Genomic DNA, 19,602 nt, shown 5'->3' on the forward strand with positions numbered 1-19,602 from the left:
ACCTTAGATCGGGACCGGCAGAGGAAAGATCGGGATCGGGGGCGCGATCGGGACACCCGGGCCCGGCACACCGGGAGGTTTGGGCTGTGTCTGAGGCGGCGGCGCGGGCAGTCGCTGGGTCAGCTGCATCTCACGCTCGGATTGCTCATGCCAAAACTCGGACTGCTTCCTCCAGGGCTCCTTTGCTACGTCGAATTCCTGGAGAGTCCCAGTGTCCTTGCCGATCTGCATACGATTTTTGGAATCATCATCATCTTCATCGCCATAGAGAACAACACCATTTTGGCCACCCCAATAATGCGTCTTAGGATATTCCGGGTTGATCATCTTGTACGGGCCGCCAATGTCCCAGCCAGGTGCGGCGTGCACCGCATTCTTCCCGTTTCTCGCCTCACTGTTAAGATTTTGCGCATACCAGAAAGATTCTGTGTACGCCCGGCCGTTTGTATCCTGCCCCTCCGCCTTCACCTCCCACACGTACTGCTGCGCGTAACAGCTATCTATCTCTAGACAGACGTCGACAGTCAAGACAATATCTGCCTCACCGTCCTTTAGGCAGCCATCGATACGACTCCCGTTCACCCTCATGCAATCTTTACCCCCGAACGGCACCTTATATTTCTCCTCTACCTGCGGGTTCAACATTCCGAGCGCATACGCTTGCAGCAGTATCCGGTTAGCAGCTTCCTTTTGCACAGCATTATGCTTTGACGTGAAGTCTTTTTCATGTTTTTGGCCCGGTGCCGATGGCGGTGCTCCGCCACCGGGCGCTTCGGGAGTTGGGTGCCACCAGTTGTTGGGCGTGCACTGGGTGGTTTCCGGGTCGATGGTGCACAAGCCGGACGGGTCGCTCGATGTGATGGGGCTGTTGCCGCTGTAGGTGTAGCCGTTCCACGTTTGCGGGTCGGCGGTGTTCATGAGGGGGTCGACGGAGATGAAGCGGCCGGTGGTGGGGTCGTATTGGCGGGCGCCGAGGGTGGTCAGGCCGGTGGAGGGGTCGAGGGTGCCGCCGACGAAGCCCTTCTCACCGGGGAAGGCGACGTTGGGGCCGCGGGGGGCGCCGAAGGGGGTTTGGCGGCGTTGGGTGACGGCGAGGGTGGTGGTGTCGACGGAGATTTGGGGTGTGCCTTGGTGGTCGCCGGCGAGCCAGGTGAGGCCGCTGGGAGTGCGCATGGCGACGGCACCGTTGCCGAAGGGGTAGTAGCGGGTGGGTGTCACGCTGCCGCTGGCGGTGTCCAGTCGGATTTCCTGGTTGCCGAGATAAAGGGTGGTTCCGGTGGGGTCTTTACGCAGCAGCCGGGAGCCGGAGGCGTCATAGATATAGGAGGTGGATTTCCCGGCCTCGGTGACAGTGCTGAGCCGGCCTTCGATGTCCCAGTCGAGGGTTTGGGTGCCGGAGGCGAGTTCGCGCCGGGTGGTGTTGCCGGCCAGGTCATAGCCGAAGTTGTCGGTCTTGGACCCGCCTGGGCTTTGGGTGGTGACGGTTTGGAGGGCGTGTCCGGTGGGTGGGTAGTTGTAGGTCCGGGTGGTGTTGTTGGTCGAGGAGTGTTGGGTTTCGGTGCGTCGGTTGCCGACGGTGTCGTAGGTGAAGGATTGCCAGTACGGTGCCGGGCCGGCCAGACCGCCGGTTGTGGGCGCCGTTGCGCAGTCGCTGGTGGGTGTCCAGGCTTCGGTGAGTCGGTGGAGGTAGTCGTAGGTGAAGCATTGGCGTTCTTCGGCGCCTGGGCGTTTGTCTTCGATGGAGAGGATGTTGCCGGCGGGGTCGCGGGTGTAGTTGACGTCGGATTGTTTGGGTGCGGGGACTTCGGCGTCCACGATGGTCTGGTTGAGGCGGCGGGTGTGGGTGTCGTAGTAGGAGGACAGCCAGAGTCGTTTGCCGGTGTCGCCGAGTTGTAGTCGTTGTGGTTCGCCGTAGCGGGTGTAGGAGGTGTCGGTGACCAGGTTGACGGTCTTGGTGTAGGCGGACCAGGACTTGATTGGCCGGTCGTAGTCGTCGTACTTGACGGACAGTCCTTCCTGGATCATCGACCCGGCTTTGGGATAGGTGATGCTGCTCAGGCTGCCGGTCCATGTGTAGCCGAAGTACGTGGTGTACGTCCCGCGCAAGACGCCTTCGGATGGCGGGATCACCACTGAGGACTCGGTGGGCTGCCCCAAGGTTCCGTAGGAGTACACCTGCTGGGTGTAGGCGTTTCCGTCGACATACCGGGTCGAGGACGCCGGTTTTCCCTTGCCGTACAACGATGTGTCGTACTTGTACTCCAGCCGGAGCGGGCCTGTCGTGTTGCCTTCGCGGACCGTTTTGCTCCGGCCGAGCCGGTCGTAGTCGTAGACCAGGGTCTTGCTGCGCGCGTCGGTGACGGTCAGGAGTTGGTCGGCGTCGTCGTAGGTGCTGGTGGAGGCACCTTTGTCGACGTCGTTCGCGGTGATCTGGCGGCCGCGCAGGTCGTAGGTCCATCGCCAGGTGTTGCCGGCGGGGTCGGTCGCGGTGTCCATCCGCCCGGCGGGGGTGTAGGTGTATCGGGTGGTGTCGTGGTCGCCTTGCGGCGTCGCGCCTTTGTATTGCCACAGTTCGGTGGTTTGGCCACGGGCGTCGGTGATCGTGGTGGTGGGTGTGCCGCCGGCGGGCGGGGTGACGTTGACCCGGTCGCCGCCGTAGAAGGTGGTGGTGCGCCACGCTTCTTGGGTGCCGGTCTGATAGATCGAGGCAGTTGGGCGGCCGGCGCCGTCGAACTGGGTGCGGGTGAGGCCGGGTACCTCGGTGTCGGAGGCGACCCAGAGTTTGGTGTCCACGGCCGCGTCGTTGACATAGGCCTGGGTGGACTTGTACACCCGGCCTTGCGTGTCGTAGCGGGTGTCGGTCAACAGCCGGCCGCCCTCGGTGGGGGCCTGGACTTGCCGTACCCGGTATTGAGGGTCGTAGAGGGTGTTGGTGCTGACGTAGTTGCCGTTCGGGCCGATCGCCGTCTTGGTGAGCACCGTCGGTCCGTCGTTGCGGACCTGATAGGCGAACTGGACGTTGCCGCGGTTGCTGTTGACATCGCGCCGCCGGTTGGGCAGCCAGGTCTCCACCACCCGGCCGAGCGGGTCGTAGGCGTTCTCGGTGATGCCGCCGTTGGTGTTGGTGGACTTCAGCGGGCCGCCCCACGCTGGGTCGACGGTGGTGGTGACGGTGTGGCCGAGCTCGTTGGTGAGTGTGCTGCTGGTCTCCGGGCCGCCGGTGGCCGGTTCGTAGGTGACCTTGGTGGCGCGGTCCAACGCGTCGGCTGTGGTCAACGGACGGCCGTAGATGTCGTAGGTGGCGGTGCCGGTCTTCACGTACACGGGGTCGGCCCCGGCCGGGTGGTCTTTCATGATCTCTTGCCGGGTGACGTCCCCGGTGGTGGGTGCGACTCCGGGGTCTTGTCCGTCGTAGGAGACCTTGACATCCGAGAGCGCGTTCTGTGGGAACACCGGTGTGGTTCCACAGGCCACGGAGACGGTTTCGACCCGGGTTGGGGAGGACATCAGCCATTTGGTGGGGTTGCGGACGTAGGTGGTGGTGGCGCACCGGTCGTCGTTCGGCGTGGCCAGGTCGCCGAGGTCGTTGACCTGGGTGGTCTGCCCGTACTCGTCGTAGGTGCTGTCGGATTGGGTGGTCCGCCAGCCACCGGCGGCCAGGGCGGTGTAGTTCTTCGTGGTCCCGATGGCGACGAAGAAGGCTTGGTAGGGGCCACGGGTCGCGGTCGGTCCCCGCCACACGGGTGTGGTGATGGTCTTGGTGACGATGGTGTTGTTGTCGGTGTTGTACCGCTGGGATTCCAGCGTGACGCCTTCCAGCCAGTTGGCGTCTGCCCGGCTGCCGCCTTCGGAGTCGGTGACGGTGGCCGGCCGGGTACCGTTGGGGAGGTGGTCGCCGTCCATGCCGCGGTAGAACCGTTGCTCGGTCATGGTGATCGGACCGCTGGGGTCGTTGGGTTTCCCGGCGTGCACCCGGACTCGGCCGTAGCCGCGGAACTCGTCCCAGGTCTTCTTCTCGTCCTTGACGAACTCGGACTGGCTGTAATGCCAGGCGGCGCCGTCCAGGTACTCGTAGCGCACGAGTTGTTCCGGGTTGGCCAGCGGCTGGGCCGGGTCGGCCGGGTTCTGGGTCAACCGGTCGGAGGACACGACCGTGTCCACCACATATTTGTGGAAGTAGTCGGTGCGCTCGGTGGTGGCGTATTTGGGTAGCCACCGCGCGGGGTAGCAGCGTTTGGTGTTGTTCTCCGGCGCGGCCGGTACTGAGCCGGGTGCGCAGTCAGGGGGCGCGTAGTTCACGCTGGTCGCGCCGCCGGCTTCCGAGACCACTCCGGTGACGCGGTAGCGGTTGATGGGGCCGAGCCCGTCACCGGTGGTCACCCGGTTGGCCATCGGGGTGCCCTCGAACACCACCGGCGGCAACACTATCGGCGGCGTCGTGGCCGAGGTACCGAGCAGCCCGGTGTGTTTGATACTGCGCAGCCACAGGGCGGCTTTCTCGCCGTCGCCGGGGTCGGGGTACTGGTGTTCCAGGGTCCAGGAGTCGACGTCCATATAGGACGAGTTGCGCCAGACCTGGGTGGTGATGTGGTCCAGCCGTTTGGTGGACCAGAACGTCGGATAGTGCCGATCTTTACAGGTCGAGGTGTCGCATTTGTCGTCCCAGGGGACGTCCGGCCAGTTGTCCTTCTTGTCCGGGGTACAGGCACTGCCCGGTACGCACCGGTCGGCCGGAGTGAACCAGACCAGGCCGGTCGCGCGGTCGGTGCTGCCCTCCCGCAGGCCGTACTCGATCCGGGCCAGGGTGCCGCCGCGGATGTAGGCGACCGCGTCGTCCTTGCGGTTGAGGCCGTAGGAGTTGGTTTCGGTGTCGTAGTAGTACAGGACGGCGTTGCCGTGCCGGTCGACGACCTTGTCCAGGTTCCACCGCCACGTCTGGGTACACCACGAGGTGTCGAACGTCGCGCCGTGACAGGGTTCGTTGGCGTCGTCGCCGAACACCGGGACGGTCCAGGCAGACTTGGCGTCCGGGCGGGAGCCGAAGAAGTACTGGGTGCCGTCAACTGTGGTGATCTTCCAGTACTCGCCGTCATCATGCCCATGCCCGGCGCCCGGGAAGTACTCCACCTGCGACCCGTCGTCTTGTTTGGGCCGCCAAGTATGGGTGGTGTCGTCCTTGATCAACGGGCCACCGCCGGCGCCGAACGACGCCATGGCGTTGTCACTGCGCCAGCACAGGTCGCCGGAGTCGGTCGGCGGTGTCGTGCCGCCTTCGGTGTCTTCCGAGCAGCCGCCGTAGGTGCGTTCGATGAACCCCGCAGACAGGCTCCACCCGTCGCCCACCCAGGACGGCTGGTTGTTGGTCGCGCTGGTGTGCCCGTCCACCACCGAAGAGGAGTAGCTCAACGCCAAGTTGGGGTTCAACCCACCCGGGGATGGCGGCACCCGCAGCGGATACGACCAGGAGAAATCCCCGGTCCGCTGCGCGACGTCCCAGGTCGCGGACGGCCCGAGCGAGGTGGCCTTCGACGTGCCTTCCCCATCCGGCGTACCCGCCCCCGCAGTCTGGTCGCCGTGTAGTGCCTTGCGGGTGGCCAGGTCCTGGGGCCGGTTGTTCATCGACTGTTCGGTGACCGGCACCGACGGGATCGTCGGCAAGTTCGTCGACGGGCCGGCGGCCGCCGCGGTCGCGGGGGTGACCACCGCGGTGACCCCGGACAGGAAGACCGTGATCACCAGCGTCAGCAGGGTCCGGCGGCGTGGGCGTCCAGGTGACCGCATGATTCCTCCGAAAGAGAAGAAAAGGGGGTGTGGTCAGGAGCGGCCGGCCGCCGCGGGCAGCCCGGTCAGGATGAACCCGAGCTGTCGGTCCAGGGTGTAGCCCTCACAGTTCGCCGATGTGCTGGCGAAGTACTCGTTGTTGACGACGCACCGATACAACGGTGTGCTGGCGGTGTCCGCCGGCGCCGCAGTCCAGATCTGACCGAGGCTCCCCAGCACGGTCTTGCCCTCGCACGCCGGATCGGTCGACAGGAACGTGTCCACCCCGTTGACACAGCTGGTCAACGGTTGCGTGCCGGGTTGCGGGATCATCGCCACCAGGCCGGCGACACCGCCGTTCTCATACCCGACCGGTCCACCATGGACAGTGTCGAAATGGTCGTAGTCGAAGGCACTGTAGTAGCGGGTCAACGGCGCGTACGCGAGGGTGTAGCCGAGCAGGCCATCTTTCGTGGCTCCCTCACAATCCGAGCGTGTCGAGTCGAAATGGTCACTCGCCGTGCGGCACCGGTAGATCGCCAGCGAAGGCAGGTTCGTCGGTGCCGCGGTGTACACCCGGCCGATCTCACCCACCACGGTTTTGCCTTCACACGCCGGGTCGGCCGAGGTGAACGCGTCACTGCCGAACTTGCACGAGTACAACACGCGGGTGTTCGGTTGACCGTCCGCGGCGAGCATGCCCAACGAGGTGTCGAAGTGATAGCCGTCCGGCATCGCCTCGCTGGTGGTGGTGCTCGACCGGTCACCAGCGGCATTAACGGTACGGCCGAGCTGCCCGTCCGGCGGCTCGGGATACCGTGCCAGGGTCTGGATCTGAGTGTCGGTGGCTATCCCGAGGAACGCGTGCACCTCGTCCGCCGCGCCGGTGAGGAATTCGGCCGGGCTGCCGTTGATCTTCCCGCGGCCGATCGCGAACCCACCACTGGCCTGCCACAACGCCACCTCGGAGCGGGCACCGGCCAGTTGACCGTCCACATACAGCCGCAGCTGGCGTTTGCCGTAGTCGTACACCCCGACCAGGTGGGTCCAGCGGTTGGCCACCGCGGGCGCCGTCGACTGCGCGTACAGCAGTCCGGCGGAGTCGGTGTCGTTGGGCGGTGCGCCGAACACCCACCGGCCGATCTCCGGCCGGTACTGCAGCACGAACCCGCTCATTCGTCCGCCGTCCTGACTCAGCACGGTGGCCGCCCGGTCGGTGCGGGTCAGGCGGGCCCACGCGGAGACGGTGAAACTCTCGTTGAACGGGGTGACGCTGCGGGTCGTGGTGGCCTGCCCGTTGATGCCGTCGAGCTGGATTGCCTTGCGGATCATCCCGGGTCCGTAGGACACACCTCCGGACGCGGTGGCGTCGTCGTGTCGCCAGGAGTAGTCCTTGCCGGTGGCTTCGTCGAACCGCCACCCGCCATAGTCCATCGTGGGCACGTCGTCGTGCACCGCGGTGACCTCGCTGTCACCCAGGGGCTTGCCGAACGCGCGCACGTCGTCGATACCGCTCCAGAAGAACTCAGCGTTCGCACCGGCCCGTTTCGCGCGGCCCATCGACAACGGCCCGGCCGCGTTCCCGATCGTGACCCCGACCTGGGCGGCAGACAACACCCCGTTGACATACAACCGCAGCTGATGCAGGCCCGCGTTGTAGACCACCGCGAGATGCGTCCACTCATGCGCCACCGCGCTTTGCGGGGAGGTCAGCAGCACGGCAGGCGAACTACCGGCCGCAGGTACCGCGATCGCCCACTTGCCGGTGGAGGCGTTGTACTGCAGGCGGAACGCGCTTTCCTGGCTGCCGTCCTGGCCGAGCACGGTCCGGTCGGCGGTCGTGTCGGCCAGATAGGCCCACGCGGTCATCGAGAAGTCCCGGGTGGCGTCCAGCACCGGCCCGGTGGTCTCGGCATAGCCAGGGACAGCGTCGAACCAGGCGGCACGGCCCTTGCGGCCGTTGAAACGCTCCCCACCGCCCTTGATCGTCGCGGTCAGGCCCCGCCCACTGGAATCCGCGGCCGTGTTACCGCTGGCCTCGTCGAACGTCCAATACCCGGCGTCCGCGGTCGGCATCCCTGTTCCGCCGCCGTTCTCCGCTGGATAGGAGCCGTATAGCTCGTCGATCCGGTCGCCGGTCAACGGCCCGGTGTACAACCGCACATCATCCACGGTGCCCGGCCAGAACTGCGCGGCGGCGCCGTTCACCTTCCCCCGGCCGATCGCCACCCCACCTGAGGCCTGCCACGGCGTGTTCACTGTTCCGTCGCCGCGCCGGGTGCCATCCACATACAGGCGGATCGTCTTGGCCTGCTTGTCATACACGCCGACCAGGTGGACCCAGGCGTTCACGTCGGCCGGCGCCACGTCCACCGCCGCTTGCGTGATGGGTGCGTTGTCGGTGTCGGACTCGGGCATCTCGAAGGTCCAGTACCCGCGGAGATGGTCCTGGTCTACCACGTGCCCGAGCCGGAACTTACTCGTCCGCGTGCCGTCGACACTCAGCACTGTCCGTCGGCACTCCGACGCGGTGGCCAGGTCGCATTGCTGGTCCGGGAGATACGCCCAGGCGGCTACCGTGAAGCTGTCGTCCGTGCGCAGGTCCACACCAGTACTGGTGACCGTTCCGGTCGTGCCGTCGAACTTGACCGCGTTACCCACCCGGCCTGGAGCGAACGTGGCCCCCGGGTTCAAGGTCGCCGGCCGGGTACCGACCGCGTCCCCCAAGGTGGTGCCGCTGGACTCGTCCAGCCGCCAGTCGTGCACCAACGTCAGATCCCGGCCCGCCATCGCCCGAACCTCATCAGCGAACAACGACCGACCATAGACCTGCACGTCGTCCACCGCGGCCGGCAGGAAGTTGCCCCACGCCGTCGCCCACCGCGCCCGACCCACATCAAAACTGGATGTCGCGTTCCACGGCGTGGTCGAACTACCGGTCGCCGACAACACACCGTTGACATACAACAACATGTCCCCGGTGCTGGCTTGATACACCACTGCCAGGTGCGTCCACACCCCTACTTGCGGGGTCTCGGCCGACCGGACCCGCACCGCCGTCGGGCTGTCGACATCCGAGCCGTGCATGGCGAATGCCCAATGGTCATCGGCTTTCCCGGTGTACCCCAGCCAGAACATCGACGAGTGCGCGCCGTTCTGGCTGGCCACCGCCGCCCACCCGTCCGGCTTGCTGGTCAGCTTCACCCACGCCGCCACCGAGAAACTTCCCTGAGTGTCCACCGCCTTCGTGGAGGTGACGAAGTCATCGGCCCCGTCCAAGTTCACCGCGAGGTCATCGGGGTCCGGATTGGCGTTCTGGCCACCAGTCCACGCCGCACCACCCATGACCGTGCCACTATGCGGATCCTCGCGGCCGGAGCTGTCCTTGGCGTCCCCGTCCAACTTCCACGACAACGCCTTCACATTCTCGCCACTCACGATCCCCTGGATCTCCTCGATCGAGATCGCCCGACTGAACGCACGCAGCTCATCCACCCCACCCGGCCAGAAGTTCCCGGGCAGCCCGTTCCGCTTGCCCCGCCCGATGACAAACTTGCCGGTCGCCTTCACCACACTCGACGCGGTCGCCGGCCCGGCCAGCCGCCCACCGACATACAGTCGCAACTGTTTGCTCGGCGCGTCATACACCGCCGTCAGATGCGTCCAATCCTTGGTCCCGACCACAGCCAGTTCGGTCGAGCGAACCATCACACCACCCGGCTGATCACCATCAACCGCAGGCATCGAGAACTCCCACCGGCCGCCGTCCACCTCCCGATACCCCAGCGAGAACCCACTGACCTTGTCACCGTCCTGCGACAACACGGTGACCGTGGCGCCCGGGTCCAGGTGCCGGTCCACCTTCACCCACGCCGCGACCGAAAAACTCTGATCCGTACGCAGCACCGGCCCGCCCGCCGAAACCTGATCGTCCACACCGTCCAACTGCACCGCGTTGTTCGACGCGCCGTGCTCGGCGAAGGTGGCGCCGTTCTCCAGCACCAGCATGTCCCCGCCCGGGATAGCGTTCGTGGCCGTCGTACCATCTGGCTCGTCGAACTTCCAGTGTCCGATCTGGACGTTGTCGCGGGACACCGCGGCACGCACCTCAGCGTCCGTCAGCACCCGGTCATACGCGTGGACCTCGTCGATCGACCCCGGCCAGTACTTCCCGTACCCGGTGCCCTGCTTCTCCTGGCCGATCCGCAGCAAACCCTCCGCATTCCACGGAGTGGTTTGCCGGCCGGCCGAACCGGCCAACACACCGTTGACATACAGCCTCATCTGCTGACTGGCCCCGTCGTACGTGCCTGTCAGATGGGTCCACTCCCCCGCCACCGCCAGCGTGGAGGACCGTGCGACAAAGACGTTGCTATACGACCCGTCGAAGGCCGTCATCACGAACACCCACCGCTTGTTCGTCCCCTCGTACTCCACACTCGCACCGGCGACGCTGGTCCCGTCCTGGCTGACCACCGCGTACGACCCGTCGTCGACCCGGTCCAGCTTCACCCACGCCGACATCGAGAAACTCGCATCCGTACGCACCGTGTTCGGCGCCGTCACACACGCGCCGGTCCCATCCAGACGCACCGCCGAGCCCACCGCGCCCGGCCCGTAGATCACGTTCCCGTTCGGTGTGCCGTCCCGGAACCCCAGGTTCGCGTCGTCCTTCGTGTTCCCCTCGAACGACCACTGCGCCAACGGCCCATTCCCCGGACGCACATAAAAGTGATATACCTTCGTATCGCTGCGATGCCCGGCCCGATCGACACTCTGCACATACAGATCCCGCGGACCGTCCCCCGGCGGGGTCAACGTCACAGTCGCCGGACCGCCCAACCGATCCGCATCCACCCGGTTCAACGGCCCATCCGACGGCGGATCGTTCCAGCCATACAGATAGTGGTCGATGTCCGGCACCGTGACGTTGGGCGTGTCGCTGGTGTCGAAGGTGAACTTCCCCGCGACACCCACCCCACCGTGCCACCGGTTGTCGTTCTGGTACAGCAGGCCCTTCACCGACGGCTTGACCCCGGGACCCACCCGGTCCACCACGAACGGCCCCGGACCCCGCCGCCACTCGTTGGTCTGCGCCAACGACCCGTCGCTCCACACATCCCAGCCACGGACATACCAGTCCGCCTCCTGGCCATCCATGCCCCGCAGATCGACGTCCGTGGTGTGCGCGGCGCCCGGCATCTGCAGCGAACCCCACCTGTCTTCCAGGACCCCGTTACGCCAGATGTTCCACTGCGGCTTGACCGAATCACCGTCCGCATCGGACAGACGAGTCTGCAACCGGATGAAGTCGTCAGCGACATACGACTTGCCGTCACACCACCGGCACGGCGCCTTCATCGGCGGATCCGTCGACAACTGATACGCCGGATCCGGCGGCGTGTTATAGGTAACCGTCAACTTCGTCGCCGCCGAGTAATACCGCCGCCACGCCAACTGATCATTCTCGTCGTACGCCTGCAGATAGAACGCGCTGAACCCACCCCGGGTCACCGCCTTCACATCGAACCCGATCCGCACCGCACCGTTCTCGTTCACACACCCATGCACCGGCGGCGCGTCCACCGAGGCAAGCGAGTCAGGGCCCGGTTGGTTGTTCCAGGTCAGACCGTCAGTCAACTGACCGTGCACCCAATGCAGGTCCTGCCGCCGCGCCGAACAGTTCGGACTGTTGGCCACCTGCACCAGAACCGCCGCATCGAACAACGTCTGGGCACCGGTCAAACCAGTCGTGTCGAACTGCATATAATACCGGGCCACCCCGATGTCCTTGCACTCCCCGCTAGGGATGTAACACTTCCCCACCTGCCCGAAATCCGGCCCGGCACCACTGGTCCGCGGAAACGAACTGCCACTCACCTTCGACCCGGACAACACCGTGGCCCAGTTGTTCCACCCCGGCGTATGCAACCGCGGATCAATCACCACCGGGAACACCGTCGCCGCATCCGCCAGGAACGCCAGATCCGGCCGCAGCGTCAGCACACCATCCGACAACCCCACACCGACCGCGGCCGACCGAGCCGTCGCGGCATTCTCACCGCTGGCATCCCACATCACCGACGCCGGCGCCGAAAACCGCTCCTTACCCGCCTTGTCCACCGCCCGGATCACACCCGCCTCATCCACCGTCACCGTCAAGTCGCCCGCATCCACCCGCAACCCGAGCGCCGCCAACGCCGGATTGCTCGCCGCCTGCGCGCTGTGCACCACAAACCGCACCGCGACACCATCCCGCTCCGCCACCATCACCAAATCCACACCCGCCAACACATCCCGATACGTCGCGGTATCGCCCACCAACACCGGCTCAGGCAACCGACCCGGCCACGACAACGCCACCTTCTGCCCGTCCTGCCGCACCGTCACCACCGGACCCGCACCACCCGAGGACAACTCCACATCCCCCAACGCCGCCGTCGGCCGCACCACCCCATCCGACTCACGCGCCAACGTCGTATCGACCGGCACCCACCCACCAGCCCGCTTGACCCGCACCGGCACCGCACTGAACTCCGCCGTCATCCGGCCATCCGGCTCAGCGAACACCTGCCGCGACTCGGACGTGAGCTTCGCCACCGCCACCCGGGAGTGCTGCACCTGCGCCGCCGTGACCGCGGACGCCTCATCCGGCGCCTCGGCCACAAAATCGCGCTTTCCTAACGGTCCGCCCGCCGGAACCACCAGCAGGCCCGCCAGAACAGCAAGCAGCACAAACACACCAACTGCGCGCACCAGGATTCCCCCTCGGCTCACGCGAGCCCAGCCCCGCGCGTTTTGATGAGTCTTTACCCAGACTTGCCGATCAACGCTGACCTGCAAAGACTCCATTGGAACCAATTGTCAGTAACACCCTGACCACCAACCCTCGCCCACCAACCGGTGGGAGCACTGCCCACACGGACACGGCACCTCGGACCGACCGTTCAGCATGGACAGTTGAACACCACACCACGACCCAGCCGACAGTTGATCACCACAACGCCAGGCGCATCCCTGTCCTGAAAGTCCGTAACGAAACATGTGCCCGGAACGACGAGTCGTCCACCAGAGGGGCCGCCCGAGAGACGGATGGGGACGTGACGTCAGAGTTATCAATGGGACTGCTCGATTTGCTGCGCTGCCCGCAATGCACGACCGAGTTCACCTTCGAACACTCACCCATCCAGCCGTTGGCCAGTGGTGCGTTCGGGGTACTACGGTGCGGGACACACGAATATCCAGTGATCGACGGCATCCCCGTGATCCGCAATGGACACGTCAGTGTCCACGATCACACCACCCTGTGGACCGAGGTTCCCGGTCCCACCGTGGACAAGCTGGTCGACCTGGTCCGCAGTCCGGACCCACTGGCGGCCCTGGTGGAACTACTGGCCTTCCCACCCGCACTGCCGTGGGGACTGGAACACACACCGATCGTCCGCCTGCCGCTGACCCGTGGACCGGGACAACGGATGCTCATCGCCGCCCGCCGACGCGAGATTCGACGACTACTCAACCAACCTGTGAGCCAGCACACCGCACAGGACTGGATGCGACTCTGCTACCTGCGATCCCGCGGCACGAATCCCGAGCTGTACCCGTACTTCCTACTGCGCTTCGGACAGCCCCGCATGCTGGCCGCACTAGCCCTCTACAGCGTGCTCGACAGCGGCCCGAAACCCATCCTAGACCTGGCATGCGGCTTCGGACACATCATGTACCTGCTCGCCGCCCGCCCGGCTCCACTGTGGTCGATCGGAGTGGACCGTAACTTCTTCCAACTCTGGGTGGCCCGCCGCTGGATCGCCACCGACTGCGACTTCGTGTGCGCCGACGCCGCGCTGCGGCTACCGTTCGCCGACAACAGCTTCGCCGCCTCAGTGTGCAGCGACGCCTTCCACTGCCTACCCGACCAGCAACTCGCATACGACGAACTACGTCGCTGCGCGGACAACAACACCGTCCTCCTCGACCGCGTCGGCAACGCGGACATCGACCCTCGCGACAGCCCACACGAACGCACCCTCGACGGCTACCTCACCCTCACCGGCACCACCTCCACCCGCATCCTCGGCGAGCAAGAACTCCTCACCAGCTACCTCACCGGCCAAGGCCCCGCACTGGCCACCCAACGCCCCCTGCCCGAACTGCGACAAGAGAAATGGCTGACACTGGTATCCAGCGACGACCCCAAACTATTCCGCGACCACGACAAACCCACCTACCTACCACACGCCCAAGGACAACTCGCGATCAACCCGATCTACCGGCCCCGGCCACACGGCGACCACATCCAACTACGGTTCATGTTTCCATCGGACTGGTACGCCTTCGAGAACGCCACCATGCGCGACTATCACCCCACTCAAATCACCCTCACCCACAACGAATACCAGGACCTCCTAGCCGGCCGGCACACTGACCACACCGACGAACTGACCGCGAGATTCGTCCTGACCGGCATGCCACCCCGCTACGCCCACCCACCAGCCCCACATCGGAACAGCACCAGCCGAACACCTATAGCTGACTGATCCCATCCGCAGAACAGATCCCACGAACCCGCGACGCTCAACAGGCGCACGCACCCAACCGCCCTCTGATGTCGCCGACGGCACGGAAGACACAGCCGGGGCTGTTGCCTGCATGTAGAGGTGCACGAGCCAGGGCGACAGGGTTGTCCCCGCGGACGCAGGACCGTTCAACTCCTTGTCGATCGACCGCTCCGCCGGTTTCACCGACCAGGAGGTCCCCGACCGTCTACTCCTGCTGGTCCATCAATGAAGTGGAGTCACATGTTCGGCCATCGTCGCCCGGTGCGTGTCGCGATCCTTCTGCTGCTTTCGCTCGTGGTGTCCACGGTCATGAGCGTGCCGGCGAGCGCGGCCACCGGTCTCACCGTTGGCGATCTTCAGGTCGACTACCGGACGAACCCGCTGGGGATCGACGACCCGCACCCCTCGTTGAGTTGGCGGTTGCGGTCCGATGTGCGGGGTGACAGCCAGACCGCGTACCAGGCTCTCGTGGCCAGCCGCCCGGATCTGCTGGACCACCCGGACATCTGGGACAGCGGCAAGGTCGCGGACCGGACCTCGGTCGCAGTCCCTTACGGCGGCCCGAATCTGCGGTCCGGGACTCGGTACTACTGGACCGTTCGGGCCTGGGACGCGAGCGGGCGACCGTCCACATTGGCCGCCCCAGCGTGGTGGGAGACCGGCCTGCTCGGTGCTGCGGACTGGGCGGGCGCGCAGTGGATCACCCCCGACATGGGCACCAAGTACACCTGGCAGGACTCCACGCTGGACGTCGACTTCACCATCAAGGCGGCGGCCGCGAGTGTCCTGTTCCGGGCGTTGGACTCGCAGAACTTCTACATGTGGCAGATCAACACGGTGACCACCCCGGGCAAGGTGGTGCTGCGCCCGCACAGCCGGGTGCGCGGAACCTTCGAGCCGCTCGACGAGGTCGACCTGAGCCCGGTGCTGACTCCGGCGAACGCGACCGCCCCGCATCATCTCCGGATCGAGGCCTGGGGCGACAGGTTCACGACCTGGATCGACGGAACGCAGGTCGACGTCCGCACCGACGATGCCTTGACCACGGGCACGGTCGGATTCCGGTCGTCAGTCTCCGAAGGCGTCCCCGAGGACGCGCGCTACGACAACCTCACGGTCCGCGATCTCGCCGGGCAGACGTTGTTCTCCGACGACTTCTCGCACTCGCCGGACCCCCGGTTCCCCGGCGTCCCGATCACCGACGGCCAGTTGGCGCCGGACGGCGACCCGACACTGCTCGACCAGGGCACACCCCCATCGCCGTTGCTGCGCCACGAGTTCGTCCTGGACAAGCCGGTGGCCAAAGCCCGCGCGTACGCGTACGGCCTCGGGTTCTACGACCTGCACCTCAACGGCGGCAAAGTGGGCGACCACGTCCTCGCGCCGGCCGCGACATCGTTCGACCAGCGGAACCTCTACGACACGTACGACGTCACCGAGCAACTCCACCAAGGCCCGAACGCCGTGGGGATCTGGCTGGGCACCGGCTACGGCCCGCGGTTCAGCCAGTACGGCTTCCGGTGGCCCGGCCCCGACCAGGCGATCCTGCTGCTCACCGTGACGTTCACTGACGGGACACAAAGGACGGTCAGCACTGACGACTCGTGGCGCTGGTCCGCCGGCCCCATCACGGCCGACGACATCTACGACGGCGAGACGTACGACGCCCGGCTGCAGCAGGACAGTTGGGACAAGCCAGGTTTCAACGAGTCGGCGTGGCACCCGGTGCGGACCACGGCGGCGCCGAGCCCGGTGCTGGCGTCCAGCGACCTGCCGCCGATCCGCGTCGCGCAGACCCTGCGCGCCACGAAGCTCACCCAGCCGCAGCCCGGGATGTACGTCTACGACTTCGGCCAGAACATCGCCGGCTGGGAACGGCTGAGCGTCGCCGGACCGGCGGGTGCCACTGTGCGGATGCGGACGGCGGAGGAACTTCGCGCCGACGGGACGCTGGACACGACCACCAACCGCAACGCCGCGTCCAACGACACCTACATCCTGTCGGCCGCCACCGGCCCGCAGACGTACGAGCCCCGCTTCACCTATCACGGTTTCCGCTATCTCGAAGTCACCGGCTACCCCGGAACACCGACCCTGGACAGTGTCGTCGGCGTGGTCGCGCACGCGGACGTCACCTCGACCGGAACCATCGAGACGTCCGACCCGCTGCTGAACCGGATCTGGCAGAACAACCGGTGGGCGGTGCTGAACAACTCCATGAGCCTGCCGACCGACACCCCTGTCCGGGACGAGCGGACCCCGCCAGGGATGGACGTGCAGGCATACCACGACGCCGCCGTGCTGGAGTTCGGGATGGACAGGTTCTACGGCAAGTACCTGCTCGACATGCCACCGCCGACCGCGCCACCGAACGACCCGGACAACGCCCCGCAGCCCGACATGGACGGCGGTGCCGTCACCCTGGTGTGGTCGCTGTACGAGCAGTACGGCGACCTGCCGACGTTGGCCAGGACGTACCCGGGGATGAAGGACTACGTGGACTCCAATGCCGCCGCCCATCCCAGCCTGATCTGGCCGGACGACCGCGGATTCGGCGACTGGTGCCCACCGGACCACAGCCCGAATGCCAACGGCGGTCAGGGAAACCCGGACGCGGGGTCGTGCTTCAGCGAACGGTCACTGGTCAACACCGCCTTGTTCTACCTGCAGGCCACGGACACCGCCAAAGCAGCCACGGCACTCAACCACCCGGACGAGGCCATGCACTTCACCCAACTCGCCGCCAAGGTCGCCCATGCCTTCAACGCTCATTTCCTTGACGCGACCGGAACAACATACGGCAGCGGGCGACAGGTGACGAGCGTGCTCCCGCTCGCCTTCGGCATGGTCCCCGCCGACAAGATGCCGGGTGTGGGTGCCCATCTCGTCGACACGATCCTGACCAGGGACAACGGGCATCTGGACACAGGCATCTTCGGCACCCGCTACCTGGTGGACGCGCTCGCCCGGATCGGCCGAATGGACGTGGCGAAGAAGATTCTCGGCCAGACCTCGTACCCGGGATTCGGGTACGAGGTCCAGCGCGGCGCCACGACCCCGTGGGAGCAGTGGACGTATGAGTCCACTATGGAGACTCATGACCACGCGATGTTCGCGGGCATCAACACGTCCCTATACACACAGCTGGCCGGCATCACGCCGGCATCGCCTGGCTACGCGGCGATCTCGGTCGCTCCCCAAGTCCCGCGCTGGATGGAGCGCGTGTCGGCGTCGATCGACACGGTCCGTGGCACGGTGACGTCGTCCTGGACCCTCCAGCCCTGCACGTTCGACCTGTCGGTGACGGTCCCGGTCAACGCCGTGGCGACCGTCTCGGTTCCCGTGGCGCGCCTGGACTCGAAGGTCGACGTCACACCCGGCACGGTGCTGCTGTCCGGGGACGCGACGACCCGGCGATACTCCGTCGGCTCCGGGAGTTGGCAGTTCACCTCCCAACTCTGCGGCTGGGTTCACCTACCGCGACACACCAATTAGCGTCGGTGACCACGGGACAGACGGGCTGCATGACGCTGGCCCGCTCGGCGCCGGGGCATACCTCCGAGGACCCATGCTCCAACTTCCTCACCTAGGCTGCGGCCCGCAGGAGAACTCACCGGTTCGAGGGAGCCCACAGCGGCGCCAACGCAGACTGGTCAGGCATTTGCTCCCAAGATCTCAACACGCTGACTTACCAGGGAACGGTACTACTCAGGACGGCAGGCCATTCGCGCACACCTACAAGGGGCAAGCATGACCACAACCGAGAACGACACGCTCGCCCACCAGGTCGAGCTCGTCATCGGTGCGATCGGTGACGCTGACGCCCTCGTTCGCATGCTGACCGCGGCGAACGACCAGCGACCGCAGACCGACCCCGACTCGCCCGGCCGCGTCTGGTTCTTCTACGCCTCACCCGCCCACGACGCCCCGTGCCTGGTGGTCGGTGTGCGCGGCACGGTAGGCGCCCTGGAGTAGATCGCCGACCAGCGGTTCGTGCCCGCGGACGGGATCAACCACCGGACGATGCCCTACTCCACAGTTGATCTCGACGCGAACCCCATGCCAGCACATGCCGAACTGCCCTTGCCCACCGTGCTGACCGCCGTCAGGGAATACGCCCACACCGGTCAGCAACCCACCTGCGTCCCCTGGCAGCCCGAAGCCGCGTAGCCACGGTCAGTCGTCGCCGGTCGAGGCCATGCGCGCTTCCAGCGACGCGACCGTCCGCCTCGGCATGCCCGACGTCCGCCGCGCTGCGGGACGGTCAAACGACGTGGCATCCTGACCGGATGCTTCTGCCCGTCACAGCCTCGCAGGTCCAGCGCGTCGACTGCATTCGGATCAAGGCCGACGTGGAATGGCACCTGGTGACCAGCGTTCCAGGTGAGACGATCGGCTCCTGGCAGGACGCGGACGCCGCGGCGATCATCGACCTTGTCGCCAACCTGCCGGACGGCGAGGTGATGCGCTGTTTCTTCCCCGGCTACGGGATCCGGGCCCATGGAGCCGATGGGATTCTCTTCGAGATTGCCTTCTGCTTCCGCTGCCACAATGTGCTCACCTTGTCGCCGGGCCCGCAGGAGCGGAGAGGCTTGGGCGGATTCGACCCTGATTCCCAACCCGCTCAGGAGTTGCTCGCCAAGTTTCGGGCGTGCGACCAGCCAGAAACTGCGCTCAGCGGCGACCAAGCCTGACAGACGACACACCGGGTGGGTGGAGGCGCGGTTGACCGGGGCTGACGGCACCGTCGTCGTGCTGACGGACAAGATCCCTGTCTTTGGCCTGGATGGCTTGACTGCGGACACTCCGCTTCCCGTTCCGGTCGAGTTAGCATGCGAGGTCCTTCGGCGTGAACGTGATCGGCATGATCGAGAACTCGCAGTTGTCATTCTCAGCCGCGGGGCCACGGATCAGGAGGGCCGGAACGAGTTCCGGGTTCTCGCTGACCAGGTTGTGTGATTGCATGCCGACCCGCGCTATCACGCGGGCTGCCGCGTTGCTCAGGGTTGTAAGCTCGATCTGCCCACTGCAGGGCGGATGTCGGGCATTCCAAGGTGGACGGTCGCGCTGCGGGCCGCGTGCATGGCTTCGAGTTTCTGGGCTGCGGCGGCCATGGGGCCTCGATCGCCGCGACCTCGCCGAGTCAGGCAGCACGGTCGACAAACTGACCGACTTCCGAGCACAAGCCCTGGCCCAACTCGCCGCGCAACACGACGGGATCGCACGCCTCCGTCGACGCGGCGAAACATCGAGCAACGTTCGCAAACTGCAGGCTCGCACAGCA

The 19,602-nt window shown here is 66.0% G+C and carries 8 protein-coding genes; 5 read left to right on the forward strand and 3 right to left on the reverse strand.

Annotation, left to right across the window (positions count from 1 at the left end; translation table 11 throughout):
* Positions 1–3: 3 nt before the first annotated feature.
* Positions 4–5,781: an RHS repeat-associated core domain-containing protein gene (locus tag EV192_RS30885; protein ID WP_132121704.1), complete on the reverse strand. Its 5,778-nt coding sequence runs from the start codon at positions 5,779–5,781 to the stop codon at positions 4–6.
* Positions 5,782–5,814: 33 nt separating this feature from the next.
* Positions 5,815–12,495, reverse strand: coding sequence for a LamG-like jellyroll fold domain-containing protein (locus tag EV192_RS30890; protein WP_243727185.1), 6,681 nt, complete (start codon positions 12,493–12,495; stop codon positions 5,815–5,817).
* A 365-nt stretch (positions 12,496–12,860) separates the two neighbouring features.
* On the opposite strand from EV192_RS30890, the gene EV192_RS30895 reads away from it, so the two are divergent.
* The 5 genes from EV192_RS30895 (at position 12,861) to EV192_RS30915 (ending at position 19,012) form a co-directional block, all read left to right on the forward strand.
* Positions 12,861–14,297: a class I SAM-dependent methyltransferase gene (locus EV192_RS30895; RefSeq protein WP_132121708.1), complete on the forward strand. Its 1,437-nt coding sequence runs from the start codon at positions 12,861–12,863 to the stop codon at positions 14,295–14,297.
* Positions 14,298–14,579: 282 nt separating this feature from the next.
* Positions 14,580–17,813 (forward strand): family 78 glycoside hydrolase catalytic domain, encoded by a 3,234-nt coding sequence (locus tag EV192_RS30900; RefSeq protein ID WP_243727186.1) that lies wholly within the window; start codon positions 14,580–14,582, stop codon positions 17,811–17,813.
* Between the two features lie 255 nt (positions 17,814–18,068).
* Positions 18,069–18,293: a hypothetical protein gene (locus EV192_RS30905; protein ID WP_132121710.1), complete on the forward strand. Its 225-nt coding sequence runs from the start codon at positions 18,069–18,071 to the stop codon at positions 18,291–18,293.
* 18 nt (positions 18,294–18,311) lie between these two features.
* Positions 18,312–18,488 carry an Imm1 family immunity protein gene (locus tag EV192_RS30910; RefSeq protein WP_132121712.1) on the forward strand — a complete coding sequence of 59 codons (177 nt, stop codon included), beginning with the start codon at positions 18,312–18,314 and terminating at the stop codon, positions 18,486–18,488.
* A gap of 119 nt (positions 18,489–18,607) precedes the next feature.
* The gene (locus EV192_RS30915; RefSeq protein WP_132121714.1) at positions 18,608–19,012 is read left to right on the forward strand and encodes a hypothetical protein; all 405 of its coding nucleotides are present in this window, start codon (positions 18,608–18,610) and stop codon (positions 19,010–19,012) included.
* A gap of 133 nt (positions 19,013–19,145) precedes the next feature.
* On the opposite strand, the gene EV192_RS54170 is transcribed toward EV192_RS30915, so the two are convergent.
* On the reverse strand, positions 19,146–19,283 hold the full coding sequence (locus tag EV192_RS54170; RefSeq protein WP_165960693.1) for a hypothetical protein: 138 nt from the start codon (positions 19,281–19,283) through the stop codon (positions 19,146–19,148).
* Positions 19,284–19,602 lie beyond the last annotated feature (319 nt).

This window comes from Actinocrispum wychmicini, from assembly GCF_004345645.1.
GTDB lineage: Bacteria > Actinomycetota > Actinomycetes > Mycobacteriales > Pseudonocardiaceae > Kibdelosporangium > Kibdelosporangium wychmicini.